The organism is Micromonospora sp. BS32 (assembly GCF_059089345.1).
On record NZ_JBSSHR010000013.1, the window covers coordinates 91,476 to 110,988 of the forward strand.

Sequence of the window (19,513 nt, forward strand, 5' to 3'; positions counted from 1 at the left end):
AACTCCTGCCTGAGTCGGCGAGCGGACGGTGCGGCGCGGAGGGTGTGGGGGCCGGCGGGCCGGCCCCCACACGACCGGATCAGCTCTCGGCGGCGAGGAGCTTGTTCACCTTGTCTTCGGCCGTCTTGAGCAGCGCCTCGATGTTCGCGTTCGGGTTCGTCAGCACACCGGACATCGCGGCGTCGAGCACCGCGTAGATCGCCTGCGCGTTGCGTGGCTCACCCTTGATCGGGACCGGGTTCGCCTCGAAGATCGCGAAGTTCGCGGTGTCGACGTTCGCGTTCGCCTTGCGCAGCTCAAGTTCCTGCTTCTGCGCGTCGCTGCCGTTGGCGAAGAGCAGCGGCTGGGGCAGGCCCACCGGGTAGTTCTGCGGCTTGGCCCGGACGTAGTCGAACTGGCCCTTGCCCGGCGTCAACTTCTGGTACGCGATCCACTTCAGACCGGCCTTGACCTGCTCGGGGGTGAGGCCCTTCTTGAAGAAGTAACCCTCGCCACCACCGAGCGTCGCCTTCGCCTTCCCGTCCTGGCCGGGCAGCGGGGCCATCGCCCAGTCCTGGAACTTGCCCTGGAACTGGCTGACGATCGCCTGGGTGGCGTCCGGCGCGCCGACGAACATGCCGACCTTGCCCGCGCCGGCGTTGGTCAGCAGGTCGCCCCACTGCAGCAACTGGCGGTCGCCCATGCTGTTGTCGCCGTATCGCATGTCCTTGAGGTTCTGCAGGACCTGCTTACCCATCGCGTTGTTGAAGTCGGCCTTCTTACCGTCGGCGGTCAGCACCTGGCCGCCTTGCGAGTAGAGCAACGAGGTGAAGTGCCAGCCTCCGGTGTTGCCGGCGCTGTACTCCGAGTAGCCGGAGATGCCCTTGCCGAGCGCCGAGATCTTCTTGGCGGCGTCCCGGACCTCGACCCACGTCTTGGGCGGGCTGTTCACGTCGAGCCCGGCCTGCTGGAACAGGACCTTGTTGTAGACCAGGCCCATCGAGTAGTTCTTCACCGGGACGGCGTAGAGCTTGCCGCCGTCGGTGAAGACCTCCTTGAGTGCGGGGTCGACGCTGTCCCAGGTCGGCACCGTGTCCTTGTTGGCGAACTCGGTGATGTCCATCGCCTGACCGGAGTCGAGCACCTGCTGGAGATCGGTCATGTATCCGTAGAACACGTCGGTCACGGTGCCGCCGGCGAGGCGGGCGGTGAAGTCCGGCGGGTTGTTGCACTGCTCGCCGACGCTGACGCTCTTGATGACGATGTTCGGGTTCTGCCGCTGGAACTCGACGGCATCGTCGTTCCAGTTCTTCAACAGCTCTTTCTGCGAGCCGACCGGCTGGCAGTCGACGGTGATGGTGACCTTGCCGCCTGCATCGTTCGTGGCGTCGTCGCTCTTCGTGGAGCAAGCCGCGAGGCTGAGCCCCAGGCCGGCCACGAGCGCCAACGCCGCAGCCTTCCGGTACTGCGGTACGGACATCTGTCCATCCCTTCGGGAACGGGTGTCTCCATGACCTGCGCTGATCTGCGGTGATCGTCACCGCGGCGATGCCCTGCTCGTGTTCGGTATCCGCCGTGCGACCTGGCCCCTGCCAGCTGCGTCGGGGCCTGGGTGTGAGTGGAGTCACTGTAGCCAGACGAACTAATTTCAGCAAGGTATCGATCCCGCTCTGAAAAGACACGACAATCGGACGGCAGATCCCGACACACCCCGCCGACCCGCCCGAGTTCGTGGCTTTAGCCCCTTTCACGCTCGTGCGGGTCGGGCCATCGCTCCCGACGCCGCCCGACGCCGGCAACGACGAAACGGCCGCCGACCGCGAGCAGCGGTCGACGGCCGGAAGCGTCGTTCAGTCGGAGAGGTGGTCCGTCCGTGGCCGGATGGCCGGTCAGTGGCGCGATGGTCAGCGGCAGGAACGGCGGCCGGCGACCGGGGTGGACCCGGGTCAGCGCCCGGGGGCGGGCGCGGTGGAACCGCGTACCACCAGTTCGGGCTCGAACAGCAACTCGTCGTGCAGCACGCCGGCCCCCTCGATCTGGGTCACCAGCAGGTCCACCGCGGCCTGCCCCATCGTCTCGATCGGCTGCCGCACCGTGGTCAACGGCGGGTCGGTGCAGGTCATGAACGCGGAGTCGTCGAATCCCACCACCGACACGTCGGTCGGCACCGCACGGCCCAGCCGCCGGGCGGCCCGGATGGTGCCCAGGGCCAGCACATCGCTGGCGCAGATGATGCCGGTCACGCCCCGCTCGACCAACTTGGTCGCGGCGACCCGCGCCCCTTCCATCGAGAAGCTGGAACGCTGGAGGAATTCCGGGTCGTCGGCCCAGCCCGCGGCCCGGACCATCGCCTCCAGCTTGCGCCGGGACGGCACGTGCCCCTCCGGGCCGAGCACCATCCCGATCCGCTCGTGCCCGAGCGAGCGCAGGTGCCCGTACGCCTGCTCCACGGCGACCGCGTCGTCGGTGGAGACCCGGGGGAAGTCGAGGTCGTCGACGCCGGCGTTGACCAGGACCACGGGAAGCCCGCGGTCGGTCAGCCGCCGGTAGTGGTCGTGCGAGGCGTCCGCGAGGGCGTACGACCCGCCGGCGAAGATGACGCCGGAGACCTGGTGGTCGAGGAGCATCTCGACGTAGTCCGGTTCGGACACCCCGCCGATGGTGCGGGCGCAGAGCGCCGGGGTGTAGCCGCGCTGGGCGAGGGTGCCGGTGACCACCTCGGCGAGCGCCGGGAAGATCGGGTTCTGCAGCTCCGGCAGCACCAGGCCGACCAGCCGGGCGCGCTCCCCCCGCAGCTTGGTGGGGCGCTCGTAGCCGAGCACGTCCAGCGCGGTGAGGACCGCCGTCCGGGTCGCCTCCGAGACGCCTCCGCGACCGTTGAGCACCCGGCTGACGGTGGCCTCGCTGACGCCCGCCTTCCTGGCAACCTCGGTCAGTCGCTTCGTCACGCGGCAATCGTACGTCAGAAAACCTGCAAGAAATGAACGGCCTGGTGCCGTCGGACGTCAAATCGGTCGGTGGTCGGGGTGGCGATGCGGCCGACCGCTGTCGCGTCGTAGGAGGAAGTTCCGTACCGATCAATGCTTGAAACTCGACAGCAAAGCGAAATAGCATGACCGGCACGTGGTTCACGCCGCTTCCGCGCACCGCGCCGCCGCTCCGGCGGCCCCGCAGGCGCCCTCGGCGTCGCCGCCCGTCGTCGACACCTCAAGGGAACGGACCGGTCGATGTCTCGAAGCACCAGAGAAACTCCGCACACCTCTTCCCGGGTGCCACGTCGGCTCGCCAGCCGCGTGGCGGCAGCAGCGGTGGCGGCCGCGGTCACGATCGGCCGTACCCACCATGGCCCGCGCGGAGGCGTCCCCGTCCGCCGGGGCGGCCCCGGTGGTCACCCGGGCCGCGCTCGATCCGTCGCTCGTGGCCGGCCGGGGCGCCGACGTGGACGTCGTGGAACAGGAGGCGGAGCACGCCACCACGACCGGGGCGATGATCGGCCCGGACCGCACCGCGTACACCCTGGCGTCCGAGGCCTCCGGGCGCCGCGCGGTCCGGCTGGCTCCCGGTCAGTACGTCGAGTTCACCCTGCCCGAGGCGGCCAATGCGATCACCGTCCGCTACAGCATCCCGGACTCGGTCACCGGCGGCGGCCTCACCGCGCCGCTGCACGTCTCGGTGAACCACGGCCGCGCCCGCACCATGACGCTCACCTCGGCGTACGCCTGGCTCTACAACCAGTACCCGTTCTCGAACGACCCCCGGCAGGGCCTGCTGCACCCGGACTGGTGGATCACCGAGTGCTCCTGCGTCCCGGCGGACACCACGCCCGCCCCGACGATCGACACGCCCTTCCGCCCGCACCACTTCTACGACGAGCAGCGCCTGCTGCTCGGCCGGACCTACCGCGCTGGCGACACCGTCCGCCTCACCGCACCCGTCGGCAGCGCCGCCGCGTGGACCGTCATCGACCTGCTCGACTCCCATCTGGTCGGGCCGCCGCACGTCGTACCGGTCGCGGCGAACGTGCTGGCGTTCGGCGCCGACCCCACCGGACGGCGCGACTCCGCCGACGCGTTCGACCGGGCGATCTCGTTCGCCCGGCGCACCCACCGGACGGTGTACCTGCCGTCGGGCACGTACCAGGTCAACCGGCACATCGTGGTCGACGACGTGACGATCGAAGGCGCCGGCAGCTGGTGGACGATCGTCAAGGGCCGGGAGGTGGCGTTGGGCTCCCCCGCCCCCGACGGCTCGGTGCACACCGGCGTCGGCTTCTACGGCCGGGACGCGGCGGCGGGCGGCAGCCGCAACGTCCACCTGTCCGGCTTCGCGATCGAGGGTGACGTCCGCGAGCGGATCGACACCGACCAGGTCAACGGCATCGGCGGCGCGCTGAACCACTCCACCGTCGACGGCCTCTACCTGCACCACACCAAGGTGGGGATGTGGTTCGAGGGGCCGATGACCGGGTTGCGGGTCACCAACAACGTGATCGTCGACCAGATCGCCGACGGGCTCAACTTCCACACCGGCGTCACCGACTCGATCGTGCGGAACAACGTCGTGCGCAACACCGGCGACGACGGGCTGGCGATGTGGTCGGAGAAGACCGCCAACGCCCGCAACACCGTCGACCACAACACCGTGCAGTCACCGGTCCTCGCCAACGGCATCGCCATCTACGGCGGCACGGACAACACCGTGTCGCACAACCTCGTCGCCGACCCCGTCCGGGAGGGCAGCGCCATCCAGGTCGGCTCCCGGTTCGGCGCCGAGCCGTTCACCGGGCGGCTGCGGATCACGGAGAACATCACCGTCCGCGCCGGCACCTACGAGCTGAACTGGAAGATCGGCCTCGGCGCCATCTGGTTCTACGCCCTGGACGGGACCATCGACGCCGACATCGAGGTGGCCGGTGACCACTACCTCGACAACACCTACAACGCGATCATGCTGGTCAGCGACTGGCCGGTGAAGGACCGCTACGGGATCACGAACGTCCACTTCCGCGACATCCGGGTCGACGGCACGGGGACGTCCGTCGTGAGTGCCCGCTCGGCGGGTTCGGCCTCGTTCGCGAACGTGGACGCCCGCCACGTGGGAGCGGTCGGCGTCAACAACTGCGGGTCGTTCCACTTCACCCCCGCCGGCTCGGAGTTCACCCTGACGGATCTCGGTGGCAACGACGGCGGATGGCTCGCCGGGTGGCAGCTGCCGAACACCATCACCTGCGACGACCGGCCGCCGGTCGTACCCCCGCCGCCGCCGTCGGCCTGGTGAGCGGGCGCCCGCCCGTCCGCGGCACCCGACGGGATCGTCGCCGGCCGGCCCGGAAACGGGTCGGCGGCGGCCGGCCCCGATGACCACAATGGTCGCCGTGCCGAGATCAACCGAGGGCCTGCTGACCGAACTGGACCCGCTGTCCCACCGGGAGCGGATGGCGACGCTCGCCCGCCGGGCCCGCGACCTCGCCGCCGCGGGCGTACTGACGGAGGTCCTGGCGGAGCTGCGCGACGGGCCGGCGTACCACCGTTTCCTGGCGCTCGCCGCCGGCCAGGGTCGTGCGCTCACCGCCGACATCGTGGCGCTCGCCGACCAGGTCGACGGACGACCGGCGCTCGCCGCCCGGCTCGCCGACCTGGTCGGCGAGCGGGTGCAGCGGCGGTCCCCGGTGTCCGCCGACTCGGACCTGCTGCTCGGCGCCGCCCGCTCGCTCGCCCCGCGCGGCGACGCCACCACCGGCCTGTTCGCGGTGGCGCTGGCCCGCCGGGGCGCCTCGTTCGGCTGGTCGGCGCCCTGGCGGGACCTGCTGCGCGGGTTGCGCCGGCACCCGGTGGCGGACGTCCGCGACGCCGCCCTCGCCATCTCGATGGAGGCGGCCTGACCGCTGTTGCCCGCCGGACCCGAGTGGTGAGCGGTGCGGGGCGCGGCCGTCAGCCCGGGACGGGAGCGCCGGCGACCAGCGGCGAGCCGATCGGCGCGGGGGCGGTGGCCGCCACCTCGTCCCCCAGGGCGGCGATCGCCGCCTTGAGCACATCCGGGCCGGCGAGGTTCATCAGTCGCAGACCCAGCGCGAGGCTGCGCTGCCGGTCGCTCATGTTGACCGCCTTCAGCGCGTTGACCGCGCCGGCGAGGTTCTCCTGCTCCTCCGGTGACACGTTCTGCAGCAGCGCGAGGCAGAGCGTGGGCAGGGCGATGTGCGCCTTGTCGAAGGAGACCCGCGCCATGAGCTCGGCGACTTCCTGCGAACGCACGGTGGCCCGGCGCCGGTCCACCGACCGGTCGGCGGCACTGAGCAGGGTAGACAGGATGGAGCTCGGGCCGATGCCGACGTCCGCGTCGCCGATGCGCGTGACGAACAGGCTCGTCCGGAAGAAGGCGACCGCGCCGAAGCTCGCGACCAGAACCTGCGTCACCAGCAGCGAGTTGCCGCTCGCGCCGAACGTGATGCCGAATGTCCGCGACAGCCACAGGGCGGACAGGCTGGCGGCCCCGTTGAGGGCCACGTAGAAGAAGGCGCCGGGCGCACGGATCGCCGAGAACGGCTTGTCCCGGTACCGGGAGACGATCTCCGCGAGGGCGACGAGGCCGCCCAGGACGAAGCCGGCGACGTAACCCCAGCCGGCGGTCACGGCCGCACACGCCCGGGATAGCCGGAGTGGACGTTGCCCAGGAAGACGTTGAAGTCGCCGGTGATCGCCTGCGTGCCGCTGGTGCGCTCACCGGACACCACCACCGGAGCCCGTGCCGCCGCCACGATGCCCGCCACGTCAGCCACCAGGGCCGGGTCGGCGGCCAGCGCCTTGCGGATCTGGAGGCGCAACGCCGCCAGGCGATCCTCGTCGGCCGGGTCGTCGGCGAGGTCGACGACGGCGGCAGAGACCGTCGGTGCGCTCTCGTCGTTCCTGAGCATCCGCCGGAGCAGCCGGGCACCGATGCCGACGGCGTCGGTCGCCGCGTCCTCGGGCCGGGTGAGCACACCCGCCCCGTACGCGCCGACCGCCGTCGAGACGTACGGCACGACCGCCCCCGCGAGGGCCGCTATCCCAGGCTCCACGCCATCACCCCCAGCCGGACCAGCCGCTATGGTCGCTTCCTATCACGTGCTGTGGGCGCCGGGATCGACCTGACGGCAGGTTGACAGATGGAACTGTCCCGCTGCCCGTGTTCGCCGCCGGACAGGGCCGTGCCGTCCGACCCGATCGGCGAGGTCGAACGGCACGGCGTCCAGGGGTCCCGTCAGGGGTAACTGACCAGGTTCACCGGAACGGTGCTGGTGCCCTGCGCGGTCGCGCCGGTGTCGTTGATGACGTGGGTGATCGAGCCGTTGCCGCCGAGGGAGACGGTGAGCAGGTCGTGGAACCGCACGCCCGCGACGGTGGGCGCCTCGAAGCCGTGGTACGCGGCGATCGTCGGGTCCACGTTGAAGTAGCAGTAGCTGCCCATCCCCCACCCTTCGAACGAGGTGACGGTGTCGGCGACCTTGAACGCGGCGTAGCCGACCCGTGAGCCGTTCATCCAGGCGGCCGCGTTCGGCGGGTCGTACGGCAGTTCGTTCTGGAAGAAGATCGTCCGGCCGTTGCTGCCGTTCCAGATCACCTCGGTCTTCTGGTAGTGCTCGACGAAGAGGCCGAGCGCGGTGACGTTGTTGCCGTTGACGATCAGGCCGGTGTCTGCGGTGTTGACGGTCCAGCCGACACCGCTGCCGTGGTCGGCGCGCCAGGCCCAGATGTGGTCGATCAGCGCGTCGTTGGAGTTGACGATCAGGCTGGTGGTGGCCTTGCCGGGGCCGGCGCCGCCGATTCGGAAGAAGACGTCCTGGATGGAGGTCGGGTTGGCGGCGTGGCTGACGCCGCCGCCGGCGGGCCCGACCCGGAGCAGCACCGGCGAGTTGATCGGCCCGGCGTCGAAGAGCAGCCCGGCGAGGCGTACGCCGTCGACGTCGGCGACGGTCATCGCGGTGACGCCGTTCTGCGGGATGAGCGTGGGGAAGCCGATGCCGAGGACCACGGTGTTCGCCCGGCTGACGGTGATCGGCTCGGTGACGTTGTAGACGCCGGGGGTGAAGAGCAGGTTCAGGCCCTGGGCGAGGGCCGCGTTGATGGTGGCGGTGGAGTCCCCCGGGTGGGCGACGTAGAACTGGCTCAGTGGGGTCGAGGTGCCGGGCGTGGATCCGCCCAGCCAGGACGCGCCCGAGGCGTTCGTCCGGGTCGACGGCACGAAGACCTGGTAGGCCCCGGCGGAGTCGAGGTAGAGGTACGGCGCGTCCCGGCTGACCGGGGTCTGGCCGAGGGTGGTGTAGGCCGGGTTGGGGAAGCTGGTGGCGGGCGCCCCGACGACGCCGGAGTTGACCATGTTCCAGACGGCGTTGAGGTAGCCGCCGACGTTGCTGTCCCGGGTGTACCACTGCTGCTGCGAGTAGGGCTGGACGACGCCGGTGACCCGGCTGTCGGCGATGTAGCCGCCGCTGGCCCAGCCGTACCCGGCCGGCGCCAGGTTGAGGTCGCCCTGGATGTCCATCCGGCGGAACGGCGCGGCCTGGGAGACGGCCCAGCGGGTGAAGCCGGCGGACGGGAAGACCTGCATGTTGGACGCCGAGCGCCAGAAGTTCTGGGTGGCGTTGCCGTTGAACCAGCCGGCGTCGACCGTGATGTCGCCGTGGATGCGCACGTCGTCCGGGTTCCGGCCGAGGCCCATGATCGAGGTGTAGAAGCCGACCTGCGCGTTGATGCCGGAGTAGTCCCCGGGCTTGAACATCAGGGCGTAGCGCTGGGTGCCGAACTGGTTGGCCTCCTGGCTGCGGAAGACCGTGTCGAGCTGGTTCTGGATGGTGGCGCTGGACATCGACGGGTCGAAGGTGATGACGTTCGGGCCGAGCGACCCGCCGCCGGGGATCGAGCCACCGCCGGTGGTGTTGATCGCGAACTCCCAGAGCGAGTAGCCCCAGCCGGTGGCGCGGGCGGTGCCGTACATCCGGACGTAGCGGCCGGCGCCGGTGACGCCGACGGCGTCGGTGCCGCCGTCCCCGCTGGTGGTCGAGTAGACCGTGGTCCAGGTGGCGCCGTCGGCGGAGGTCTGGATCTGGTACGCCCGGGCGTAGGCGGCCTCCCAGGTGAGGGTGATCCGGCAGATGGTGCGGCTGGCGCCGAGGTCGACCTGGAGCCACTGCGGGTCGGCGGCGGCGCTGGACCAGCGCGTGGTGAGGCTGCCGTCGACGGCGGCGCCGGCCGGGGTGCCGGCGTTCTCGGTGGAGGAGGCGGTGGCGGGCCGTCCCTGGGCGGCGTTGGTGGCGGTGTCGCAGCCGGTGCCGCCGCCGCTGGTGCCGTAGACCTGGAACTCCCAGAGGGAGTAGCCGTAGGCGGTGGCCCGGGCGGTGCCGTACAGCCGCACGTACCGGCCGGAGCCGGCCATCGTCAGGTCGTCGGTGCCGCCGTCGCCGCTGGTGGTGCTGTAGACGGTGGTCCAGGTGGCGCCGTCGGTCGAGGTCTGGATCTGGTACGCCCGGGCGTAGGCCGCCTCCCAGTTGAGGGTGACCTGGGAGATGGTGGCGTCGGCGCCGAGGTCGACCTGGAGCCACTGGGGGTCGCTGAACGCGCTGGACCAGCGGGTGGCGGCGCTGCCGTCGGTGGCGTTGGTGGCGGGGGTGCCGGCGTTCTCCACCGACGAAGCGGTGGTCGGCCTGCCCTGGGACAGCAGCGTGCCGGCGGCGCGAGCCGCGGCCGGCGGGCCGACCAACGCGGCGGCGCCGAGCAGGGCGGTGACCGCCGCGGCGAGCAGTCGCGCGGCCGGGCGTCGGCGTGGAGTCGCCTTCCGTGGGACGGGTGACATGGACCTCTCCCTGGTGGTTGGGGAGCCGGAATTGCGGACGGGTTTCAGCGGTGTTGCGGCGAGCCCGGGTTCGGGGTGGAGGTTTCCCGCCGCAGTGGGCGGTGTCAATGGGAAGTGGGCCGGGCAACGCGTTATTTCGCGTCTTATGAAAAGCTCAGAATTAGTGTCATGAGCAGTGCCTATCCGCCCTCCAATGAGCTGTCGGGCATCGATGGCCGTGCGACGTGGACGACGTGACGGTGGCCGACGCCGGGCGGTGCATGCGGCGGTCGGGGACCCAGCGGGCCACCGGCTACGGCTACTCCCTCAGGGAGTTCCAGGTCTCCCGACCGGCCGACCGGGGGACAGCCGGCGGACGCGGTGAGACACCGGCCGCGCACCGCGTAGGCTGGGTGGATCATGGCTGCCCGCCGCACGCACGACCTCCGTGCCATCCTCGCCGTGCCGGCGTTCCGCCGGCTGCTCGCCCTCCGACTGGGCGGCCAGTTCACCGACGGGGTGTTCCAGGCCGCCCTGGCCGGCAGCGTGCTGTTCAACCCGGACCGGCAGGCGACCCCGACCGCGATCGCCCTGGCCGCGGCGGTGCTGGTCCTGCCGTACTCGCTGGTGGGGCCGTTCGCCGGGGTTCTGCTGGACCGGTGGAGCCGCCGGACGGTGGCCGAGCTGACCAACCTGGTCCGGGCGGGCGTCGCGCTGCCGATCGCCGCGCTGACCTTCCTCGGCTCCGAGGGGCCGCTCTTCTTCGTCGCCACCCTGGTGGTGATCGGCTTGGGACGGCTGCTGCTGTCGGGGCTGTCGGCGGCGACCCCGCACGTGGTGACCGACGCGCGGCTGGTCACCGCCAACGCCGTCGGCGGCACCGCCGGTTCCGTGGCGTACTCGCTGGGCCTGGGGTGCGCCCTGCTGCTGCTCCAGACCGTCTTCCCGGCCGGGGACACCGGCTACGCCGCCATCGCGCTACTCGCCCCGGTCGGCTACCTGGCCGCCGCCGCGCTGGCCCGGTTCTCCTTCGCCCGCTACGAGCTCGGGCCCGACCAGGCCCTGCCGCACCGGCCGGGCGTCGCCGGGGAGGCGGCGGCGGTGGTCCGTGGCATGGCCGACGGCGTGCGGCACCTGGCCCGGGCACGCGGCGCCGCGTACGCGATGGCCGCCCAGACGGGGTTCCGGCTGTTGTTCGGGGCGCTCGCCCTGGCGACGCTGCTGCTCTACCGCAACCGCTTCGCCGGCCACGACCTCGAGGGGGCGCCGACGCAGTTGGGGCTGGTCTTCGGCGCGGGCGCAATCGGGGTCCTGGTCGCCGCGGTCGTGACGCCCTCGGTGACCCGGCGAATCGGTGGCTGGCGGTGGGTGACCGGGCTGCTCGCGGCGGTGGCGGTGGCGCTGCCCGTGTTCGGGCTGCCGTTCGCCCCGCTGCTGCTGGTGGTGGTCGTGCTGGTGGTCAACGTCGCCGGTCACGGCATCAAGATCGTGGTGGACACGATGGTGCAGCACGAGTGCGCCGACGCGTTCCGGGGGCGGGTGTTCGCCGTCAACGACACGGTGTTCAACCTCGCGTACGTGCTGGGCATGGCGGCGGCGTCCCTGGTCGTACCGGTGGACGGGCGATCACCGCTGCTGCTGACCGGCGCGGCGGCCGGCTTCGCGGCGCTCGCCGCCGGCTACGGGACGGTCGGCGGCCGGTGGGCCCGTACCGCCGGCGACGACATCGCCGTGCCGGCCGGAGCGTGGAGCGCCGCCGACCGCTGACCGGGCCGAAACGGCGCGGAACCGCAGGGTGACGCCCTACACGGAGCGTTCGGGACCGCTCCCGACAACTCGACGGTCGTCCATATTTGCAGCGGGCGAAAGGTTGCCTCCGCGACCGCCAGCCGGTCCATCGATGGGCGTATGAAGTGGCCCGGGTCACTGCCCAGCTGGTGACGATCTACTCACACCTTGACTCGACCACCATCGTCGGCCCTCCCCCGCCGTCGCGCCGTCGGTGGGCAACTCGCCCGAGTCGTGGGGCACCCTGGTCAGCGGCTCCCGCGCCGAGCGGCAGTCCACCTACGTCCGGCACTTCGCCGGCGGCACCGCGGTCGTCACCCACGTGTACTGGGCCTGACCCGTACGGCCCCACCGTGGCCCTCGGCGCACCGCCGGGGGCCGCGGCGCCTGCGCAGGATCGTCGGAGGGCGGCGGTACGGTGCCGGCATGGTCACCGTCGCCGGCGTCCGGGCGCTGGCCCGGACGCTGCCCCGCAGCAGCGAGCACCTCATCCACGACCGGGTGAAGTTCCGGGTCGGCGCGATCGTCTACGTGGCGTTCTCTCGGGATGAGCGGACAATGGGCGTCGGCTACCCGAAGGAGCAGCGCGACGGCCTGATCGCCGCCGAGCCGGAGCTGTTCTTCCTGCCCCGCACGTCCGACCTGCGATTTCACTGGGTGTGCTGCCACACCGAGCGGCTCGACCAGGAACAGATGACCGAGCTGGTGACCGAGGCGTGGCGGATGGTTGTGCCGAAGTTCCTCGCCCGGCAGCGGCTGGGCGACTGACAGGCGCTTCCCGTCACAGGCGCCCGGAGGGCGTCCGCCGGCTCAGCCGGTGGTCGTCGTCCGTCGCGCCCCTGGCGGCCAGAGCACGGTGGTCGGGATGTGGAGCTGCCGCGCGAGCTCCACGGTCCGGTCGGTAGCCGCGGCATGGCAGCCGGTCTCCCCGTCCCAGACCGCCACCAGCCGGTCCACCCGGCGCAGCAGCTCCCGGTTGGCGGTCACGTAGGCCGCCGTGCCCGCATGCCGGTGCCCGGTGTGCACCACCTCCGCCGCCCGGTCGAGCAGTTCGTCGAAGGCGGCCCGGCCGGCCGGGGCGACCGCCCGCTCGCGGTAGTCGGGGGCCGGCAGGATCACCTCGTACGCCCCGCCGGTGGCCAGCACGGCCCGGGCGAAGATCTGGTCGGCCCCCCCGGCCAGGCAGGTGACGCCCCGCACCGGCCGGTCGCTGATCCGCCGCAGCTCGACCCGGAGCGCGTCGTAGACGAGCCGCTCGGTGGCCGGGGCCAGGTTGGTGTGCCCGGTGATGCCCACCCGGATCGGTGGAGGGTCCAACGCCATCAGGGGATTCTCTTCCCCGTGGCCTCGTCCGACTCGCGCGGGGAGTCGCTCGAACCGTCGGGCTGACGGGGCGGCCGGCCGGGGTCCGCCGCGTCGGGGGCCAGCAGGATCATCTCGAACCCGGCGTCCGACAGCACCTGCGGCAGCGCCCGGATCTCGTCCCGGTTCTTCTCCTGGACGTCGGGGGTCAGCTCGTCCCAGGGCCGCAGCGCGGGATGCCGCCGGCGGGCGTCGTCGCGCGGGTCGCCGTACACCCAGCCCTCCCCCTGGCGCTCCCGGCACCACCGTTCGTGCTCCCGGCGGGCCAGCTCGTCGATCCGGTCGTCGATGGCCCGGCCGGCGGCCGCCTCGCCGGCGAAGCCGTGCCGGGGCGCCACCACGCAGCCGAGACTCAGCAGCTTGGCGGCGATGTCCTGGACGTGGGCGCGGTTGGCCCGGCGCAACGACTCGGGCAGCCGCGCCCAGTCCACCATGGCCGGCGCGTCGCCGGGACGCGCCCCGGCGCGCAGGCGCGAGCGGACGTACTGCTCGTGGATCTGCCGGGCCAGCCGTTCGGTGAGGTCCTCCGCGATCAGCCGGGCGTCGCAGGCGCGGGTCAGCACCGGATAGAGCTGGAGCCGGCCGTGCACCTCGTCGAGCAGGTCGTGCCGCCGGTCGCCGTGGAAGGCCGCAGCGAGCGCCGCCTGCCGGTACACCGGCACGAAGACGGCGCTGCCGGCCCCCTGCCAGAGGGCGGGTGTGTCCAGCGCCAGCTGGAGCCCGGTGCGTTCGTCGGGCGCGCACACGTAGATCCGGTCGTAGCCGCGGCCCAGCATCGACGAAGCGACCAGCGCGTCGAAGTCCAGGTCGTGGGCCCACACCTGGCAGGCGGTACGCACGAACGGGTGCCGGGCGGCCGCGAGGGCGAGTTCGGTGCCGGCGTCCGGGGCCACCAGGTCCACCTGCAACGGTGGCACCGGGCGGCCGGGCGGCGCCGCGGACTGCCGCAGCCGCCAGTGCCGGGCGCTCTCCACCAGCGCGGCCCGACGGAAGCTCCCGCCGCCCGCGATGAGCACCCGGGTGGGCCGCCCGGACGGCGACGGCAACGGGTGGTGCCGGTGAAGGGCCCGGGCGGCGACCTCGTCGACGTGGAAGTAGTCCAGTCGCAGCCGGCTGGATCCGGCCGCGGCCAGCCGCCGGGCCTGCAGGGACAGGCACAACTCCGGGTCGTGGACCTGCACGTAGACCCGGGCCGGTTGGCGCCGGTCCTGGATCAGCCGGCTCGCGGCGTTGGCGATCGCGTGGTTTCGGTCGTCGTCGTCGGTGCAGGCGTACACGGTGTGGGCGCGGGGCAGGCCGGCGCCGCGGAGCACCTCGGCGCTGGTCGGGTCGCCGCTGACGCCGAGGTAGCGGCGCCGCCGGTATTCCAACGGGCCGATCGGCGCGGCGCGGACCAGGACCACCCGGGTGCCCTCAGCGAAGAGCCGGTCGGCGAGCAGGTGGGCGAACTGGGAGTCGCCGCAGACCACGGCGTGGTCCCGGGCCCGTCGGGCGCGCAGCCGGCGGATCTCCGCGGCCAGCAGCAGCCGGCTCGCCTCGGCCACCGCGAGCAGGGTGAACAGGGGCGCGATGAACCGGGCCAGCTGCAACTGCCACGGGTACGGGCCGGGGTTCTGCAGGGGCTCGGCGCCGAACACGAAGAGCTGGAGGTCGAAGTAGAGCACGTCGTACAGGTCGTGGCCGGTCTCGGGACGGACCCTCGTCAGTCGCTCGAAGCCGATGAAGCCGAGCACCAGCGCGGCCAGTCCGATCACCGCGAACACCACCCGCAGCAGCCGCCCGCCGGGGCGGTACGCCCCGGGTGCCGGACCGGTCATCGACCACCTCCCTCGTCGGCGGAGCACCGCCGCACCAGTGTCACCGCCCCGGGTGCCGGTGCCCACCCCCGCGCCGGGACCGCCCAGCGCCGCGCCCCGTTGGATCGTATTTGACGCAGTCGATCCGACCGGACCAGCGGCACCCCGGCTGATCGGCTCTTTTCCCAGGTGAACGGGGCATCCGGCGGCTCCGTTGTGGTCCACGCCGGTGGCCGTCGAAGGCTACGATTCAAAGACGGCCCGGAGGTGGCGGACGAGCGGAGCCGGCGCCCGCTCCGGGGACGCCTGGCACCCAGGCCGGAGCTACCGGAGGATCAGGGAGATGGACGCACTCGAAGGTCCCCCGGCGGCACGTCCGGTCAATCCCTTCTCACCGACGGCCGTGGCCCGGATGAGCGGGCAGGGCACCGACGCGACCACCGTGGTCACCGCCGCCATCCGCGACGCGACCAGCCACCTGGACGACTACCTGCGGACCGGGGACGGCGCGGTGGTCGCGGTGGTCGGTGATTACGGCACCGGCAAGACCCACCTCGCCGGCGAGCTGCTGGCCCACGCCCGCCGGGTCACCGGTGGCCGCGGGCAGGCCATCTACCTGGACGCGCCGGGTGACACCTTCCTCTCGCTGCACCGACGGTTCCTGGCCCGGTTGACCCGGGCGGCGGTCCGCGACCTGGTAAAGCGCTACCGGGTGGAACCGGCCGGTGGCGGGCTGGTCGGGTCCACCGACGTGCTGGCCCGCCGGTTGTCCGAGGAGCTGGCCGAGGTCACCACCGACCCGGCCTTCGGCACCGCCCTGGCGATGCTGCTCGATCCGGCCACCGAGGCGGCGGCCTGGGACTGGTTGACCGGCCATCCGCCGGGGCCGGCGCTGACGGCCGCCGGGGTCACCGCCAGCGGAGACGTCGAGGCCACCGCGGTCGAGGCGATGGGGGTCCTCGCCCTGCTGTACGGGCGCCGACACGAACGCTTCGTGCTGGTCCTCGACGAGCTCGACAAGATCCTCGCCGCCGCCGGCCGACCGGCGCCGGAGACGATGGCCCGCTTCACCCGGCTGCTGGGCGTCTTCACCTCGGCCGGCGCCCTGCTGGTGATCGCCGGCCTGCCCGACATGCTGCACCTGCTCGGCCCCGAGGTGCGTCAGCGGATCGGGCCGATCGTGCGGATGTCCGCGCTCACCGGCGAGGACGTCCGTGCGTTCATCCGGCAGACCCAGCTGCGGGCGTCCGGCGAGGCGCGGCTCGCCCCGTTCACGGTGGAGACCACCGAATACCTGACGAACCTGGCCGACGGGGTGCCGCGGCGGGTGGTCCGGCTCTGCTACCACCTCTTCCAGCGGGCCGCGCAGGCCGGCACGCCGGTCACCCACGTGATGGTGCGCGAGGTGGTCCGGGTCCAGTTCGACCTGGCCAGCAGACAGGACGTGGCCGCCGACGTCCGACGGGTGCTCACCCAGGACGGCTGGTCGTACCAGCGGGACCATCTGGTCGGGTCGATGCGTGACCTGCCGGTGGACTACTGGATACCGCTGGAGGAGCAGGGCGCCGGCTGTTGCGTGCTGCTGACCGAGTCGATGCTGAAATCCGAGGAGGTCGACGAGCTGAACCGCCGGGTCGTCTCGATCCGGGCGGCGGTGCCGGACAGCGAGGTCATCCTGGTCGTCGTCGGCCACCTCCCGGCCGACTTCGCCGCGGAGCTGTCCGTCACGTTCGGCATGGAGCCGATCGTCCACGACCCGCAGTCGTTCGCCGAGGACCTCTCGGGCAGCGTGAAGGCCGCGATGCGGCGGCTCGAGGAGGCGCTGGGCGCCGACGCGCTGACTTCGGTGCGGCAGCGGGTCGAGCGGATCCACCGGCAGCAGAGCAACACCCAACGCTCCATCGAACAGCTGTCGTACCAGCTCGACGAGATCCGCGGCGCGCTGCGGCAGGAGCCGACCGGTCGGCTCGACGCCGTACCGGACCGCCGCCGGGCCGCGTCGGCGTCCCCGCTGCCGGGGCGGGTGGCCCGGCTCTTCGTCGAGGCGATCCAGGCGCTGGACCAGCTCACCGGCTTCGAACGGCGGCTGCGGGACGCCTTCGCCCCCCGACGGGCCGGGGCCGGCGCGCTCGCCGACGGCGCGACTCCGCTGCGCTCGCTGCTGCGCTCCCGGGACGTGCAGCGCGCGGTGGGCACGTCGGTGCTGCTCCGCCGGTTGATCGAGGCGTTCCGGGACGGGGTCGAGCAGTGGTACGACAACCACCGCACGGATCCCCAGTCCACCGACCTGGAACGGCTGGACCGGCTCTGCGAGACGTACGACGGGATCGCCGAGTTCCTGCCGCTGTTCCAGCTGGACACCCTGGGCGGACTGACCGTCGACGACGGGGGCGAGCGGGCCGAGCGGTCGCGTACCTGGTCCGAGGCGCGTGCGGTCTTCGACGGGCTGGGCGGCCGGGTGCGTCAGCTGATCCTGGCCGGCTGACCCGGCCGGGCGGTGACTACCGCTCGGGTTCCAGCGTCCTCGCCTGCGGGACCTCCCGCATCCGGGGCGGCCCCGACGGGTCCGCGTCCGGGCGGGGCGCGACCGGCGGTGGTTCGATGGGGGGCCGGCGCCGGTCGAGCAGCGCGGTGGCCACGGCGTGGATCGCGTTGATCACCACGATCGCGGTGGCCACCACCCCCACCGTGCCGGGGAAGTCCTGCTCCAAGACGAGGGCGAGGATCACCGCGGTGACGCCGTTCTGCTGCCCCCAGGCGAGGTAGAGCCGGTCGGCGCGGGGCAGGCCCCGGGTGATCGGTACGGAGACCAGCAGTTGGGCGGCCACGGCGGCCAGCCCGAGCACCACGCCGGTCAGCACGTCGACGCCGTCCACGAGCAGCAGCCCGAGCAGGAACGCGGCGACCAGGTAGGCGGCCTGGGTGGACCGGCCGACGACCGGGCCGAGGCGGGGGCGGAAGAAGAGCCCGGCGATCGCCAGGCCGAGCATGAGGAACTGCCAGGCGGCGAAGAGGACGAGGCCGACCAGCAGCGCGACGGCGAGCCAGTTGAGGGCCGGGCGGGCGCCGTCCGCGCGCCGGCCGGCGGCGCGCAGCAGCCGCCACACCAGCCAGGCGACCGCCGCGAGGGCCAGGTTGGCGAGCAGGTCGAGGAGCAGGTCGAGCGGGCGGTCGCTGAGCGCTCCGGAGAGCGCGCCGCCGCCGCCGCGCAGGTCGAGGGCGAAGGCGGAGACGTAGACGGTGAGCAGGACGGTCACCGGGTCGTCGAACGACGCCCAGATGGACAGGATCGACCGGGCCCGGGCGGAGGTGCGGTCGGGACGGCTCATCGCGGCCACCGCGAGCGGGTCGATCTGGGCCACCGCCACGCCGAGGACCAGCAGCGCCGGGTCGCGGAAGATCAGGACCATGACCGCGGCGATGAGCGCCGCCTTGGCGACCACCCCGATCGTGACGGCCAGCAGGACCGTCCGCAGGTGGGCGCGGACGTCGGTGAGGCTGATGTCCCGGGTGCTGCCGACGAGCCCCACCGCCAGCAGGAGCGAGGCGAGCAGCAGGTAGGCGGGGGCCCGTTCCAGCCCCTCGACGTGGCCGACCCCGGCCACCAGCAGGCCGGCGAGGGCGGCGGCGACCACGGCCGCTGATCTTGCCAGTACGGTCACGGCCACCCAACCGACGCGTCGATCCTGGTTGATCCGAGGAGAGGATACCGTCGCAGGGAAACCCTCTCCATCGCGAACCGCATGAATGATCCGGGCGAATCAGACCGGCTGCTCGGCGAGGCGCGTCGCCACGCTCCACAGGGCGTGATCGGCCGCCGCCACCGCGTCCTGGTCGAGCGTGACGCCGAAGAGGTGGTCGTCCGGGGAGAGCCGGTAGTAGTAGACCGCGCCCATCTCCACATCGAGGACCAGCCGGGAGATGTCACCGACGACCGCCCGGCGCAGGTCCCGACCCACCTGCAACGCCAGCAGCGACAGGTCCCCGGCGAGGCGCTGGTAGCGCGACCGGCGCTCCTCGACGGTGATCCCCCGGTTGAAGAACGCGGCCAGGTCGGGGTGCTCCAGGATGTCGACCGACGCCACCTGCTCTCCCGCCCGGTGGTGGCTGAGGTAGTGCAGCCCGGCCGGGCGCAGCGCCCCCTCGAGGAGCCCGTCGGGCGCCGGCCGGCCCGTCACCCGGGCGGGGAGGTCCACGTCCCCGGTCGGCGACGGACCGGACGTCGGCGACCCGTCCAGGTCGGTCAGCCAGCCCCCCGGGTTCTGCGACCGCTGACGCAGCAGCCGCCGCAGGTCGGTGGCGAGGTGCGAGGCCGCCCGGTCGATCGTGCCCACCCGGGCCGGATCGGCGACCGCGTCCGCGCCGGCGTCCGGTACGGCCCCGAAGCCCACCACGTGCTCGTTGGCGACCACCGAGTTGCAGAAGACCAGCCCCGACCGGGTCTGGGCGACCGTGCGGATCAGCGCCCCGCTCTGCAGCTCCCACAGCCGCCGGTTCAGCTCGCCGGTGCGGTACACCAGCTGGGCGCCCACCCGGCGGTACACGTCGCGGCGCTGCGCCAGGTCGGCGTCGTCCGCCGGAGGCGGCGCCGACGGGTGGGCCAGCAGGTCCAGCGCGAAGTCGAGCACCCCGGTCGTGTAGTGGGCGACGTGGTAGACGCCGAACCCGCCGAGCAGCAACTCCCGGCAGAGGTCCCGCTTGCGCCGGAAACCGGGGACGTCCTGCTCGGCCGATTCCTCGACCAGGGCGTCGAGCAGCTCGGGATCCGTCACCACGTCACTCCC

15 protein-coding genes are annotated in these 19,513 nt (G+C 72.5%); 6 read left to right on the top strand and 9 right to left on the bottom strand.

Going from position 1 to position 19,513, the window contains the following annotated elements:
* Window positions 1-79 precede the first annotated feature (79 nt).
* On the bottom strand, window positions 80-1,459 hold the full coding sequence (locus tag AC5RWQ_RS20005; RefSeq protein WP_494284227.1) for an ABC transporter substrate-binding protein: 1,380 nt from the start codon (window positions 1,457-1,459) through the stop codon (window positions 80-82).
* Window positions 1,460-1,925: 466 nt separating this feature from the next.
* The gene (locus AC5RWQ_RS20010) at window positions 1,926-2,927 is read right to left on the bottom strand and encodes a LacI family DNA-binding transcriptional regulator (protein ID WP_494284228.1); all 1,002 of its coding nucleotides are present in this window, start codon (window positions 2,925-2,927) and stop codon (window positions 1,926-1,928) included.
* Window positions 2,928-3,321: 394 nt separating this feature from the next.
* Between AC5RWQ_RS20010 and AC5RWQ_RS20015 the strand changes: the two genes are divergently transcribed.
* Both AC5RWQ_RS20015 and AC5RWQ_RS20020 read left to right on the top strand, forming a co-directional pair.
* Window positions 3,322-5,256 carry a glycosyl hydrolase family 28-related protein gene (locus AC5RWQ_RS20015; RefSeq protein WP_494284229.1) on the top strand — a complete coding sequence of 645 codons (1,935 nt, stop codon included), beginning with the start codon at window positions 3,322-3,324 and terminating at the stop codon, window positions 5,254-5,256.
* Window positions 5,257-5,353: 97 nt separating this feature from the next.
* Window positions 5,354-5,860, top strand: coding sequence for a hypothetical protein (locus AC5RWQ_RS20020; protein ID WP_494284230.1), 507 nt, complete (start codon window positions 5,354-5,356; stop codon window positions 5,858-5,860).
* A gap of 49 nt (window positions 5,861-5,909) precedes the next feature.
* On the opposite strand, the gene AC5RWQ_RS20025 is transcribed toward AC5RWQ_RS20020, so the two are convergent.
* The 3 genes from AC5RWQ_RS20025 to AC5RWQ_RS20035 form a co-directional block, all read right to left on the bottom strand.
* On the bottom strand, window positions 5,910-6,608 hold the full coding sequence (locus AC5RWQ_RS20025) for a hypothetical protein (protein ID WP_494284231.1): 699 nt from the start codon (window positions 6,606-6,608) through the stop codon (window positions 5,910-5,912).
* The gene (locus tag AC5RWQ_RS20030) at window positions 6,605-7,033 is read right to left on the bottom strand and encodes a hypothetical protein (RefSeq protein ID WP_494284232.1); all 429 of its coding nucleotides are present in this window, start codon (window positions 7,031-7,033) and stop codon (window positions 6,605-6,607) included. Before AC5RWQ_RS20030 ends, AC5RWQ_RS20025 begins: the two co-directional genes overlap by 4 nt.
* A gap of 182 nt (window positions 7,034-7,215) precedes the next feature.
* A complete protein-coding gene (locus tag AC5RWQ_RS20035; RefSeq protein ID WP_494284233.1) occupies window positions 7,216-9,804 on the bottom strand; it encodes a pectate lyase-like domain-containing protein in 2,589 nt (862 codons plus the stop codon).
* Between the two features lie 399 nt (window positions 9,805-10,203).
* Between AC5RWQ_RS20035 and AC5RWQ_RS20040 the strand changes: the two genes are divergently transcribed.
* The 3 genes from AC5RWQ_RS20040 to AC5RWQ_RS20050 all read left to right on the top strand — a co-directional run bounded on the left by AC5RWQ_RS20040 (window position 10,204) and on the right by AC5RWQ_RS20050 (window position 12,339).
* The gene (locus AC5RWQ_RS20040) at window positions 10,204-11,550 is read left to right on the top strand and encodes an MFS transporter (protein WP_494284234.1); all 1,347 of its coding nucleotides are present in this window, start codon (window positions 10,204-10,206) and stop codon (window positions 11,548-11,550) included.
* 235 nt (window positions 11,551-11,785) lie between these two features.
* Window positions 11,786-11,908 (top strand): hypothetical protein, encoded by a 123-nt coding sequence (locus AC5RWQ_RS20045; protein WP_494284235.1) that lies wholly within the window; start codon window positions 11,786-11,788, stop codon window positions 11,906-11,908.
* 89 nt (window positions 11,909-11,997) lie between these two features.
* Entirely contained in the window at window positions 11,998-12,339 is a 342-nt protein-coding gene (locus AC5RWQ_RS20050) for an MmcQ/YjbR family DNA-binding protein (protein WP_494284236.1), read from the top strand.
* 42 nt (window positions 12,340-12,381) lie between these two features.
* Here the strand turns inward: AC5RWQ_RS20050 and AC5RWQ_RS20055 are convergent, their stop codons facing one another.
* Together AC5RWQ_RS20055 and AC5RWQ_RS20060 are read right to left on the bottom strand one after the other, a co-directional pair.
* Window positions 12,382-12,894 carry a hypothetical protein gene (locus AC5RWQ_RS20055; protein ID WP_494284237.1) on the bottom strand — a complete coding sequence of 171 codons (513 nt, stop codon included), beginning with the start codon at window positions 12,892-12,894 and terminating at the stop codon, window positions 12,382-12,384.
* On the bottom strand, window positions 12,894-14,750 hold the full coding sequence (locus AC5RWQ_RS20060) for a RyR domain-containing protein (RefSeq protein WP_494284238.1): 1,857 nt from the start codon (window positions 14,748-14,750) through the stop codon (window positions 12,894-12,896). Before AC5RWQ_RS20060 ends, AC5RWQ_RS20055 begins: the two co-directional genes overlap by 1 nt.
* Before the next feature lie 322 nt (window positions 14,751-15,072).
* On the opposite strand from AC5RWQ_RS20060, the gene AC5RWQ_RS20065 reads away from it, so the two are divergent.
* Complete coding sequence (locus AC5RWQ_RS20065; protein ID WP_494284239.1) at window positions 15,073-17,214, top strand: AAA family ATPase; 2,142 nt, start codon at window positions 15,073-15,075, stop codon at window positions 17,212-17,214.
* 16 nt (window positions 17,215-17,230) lie between these two features.
* Here the strand turns inward: AC5RWQ_RS20065 and AC5RWQ_RS20070 are convergent, their stop codons facing one another.
* Together AC5RWQ_RS20070 and AC5RWQ_RS20075 are read right to left on the bottom strand one after the other, a co-directional pair.
* Window positions 17,231-18,391 (bottom strand): hypothetical protein, encoded by a 1,161-nt coding sequence (locus AC5RWQ_RS20070; RefSeq protein WP_494284240.1) that lies wholly within the window; start codon window positions 18,389-18,391, stop codon window positions 17,231-17,233.
* 99 nt (window positions 18,392-18,490) lie between these two features.
* Complete coding sequence (locus AC5RWQ_RS20075) at window positions 18,491-19,501, bottom strand: hypothetical protein (protein WP_494284241.1); 1,011 nt, start codon at window positions 19,499-19,501, stop codon at window positions 18,491-18,493.
* Between the last annotated feature and the right edge of the window lie 12 nt (window positions 19,502-19,513).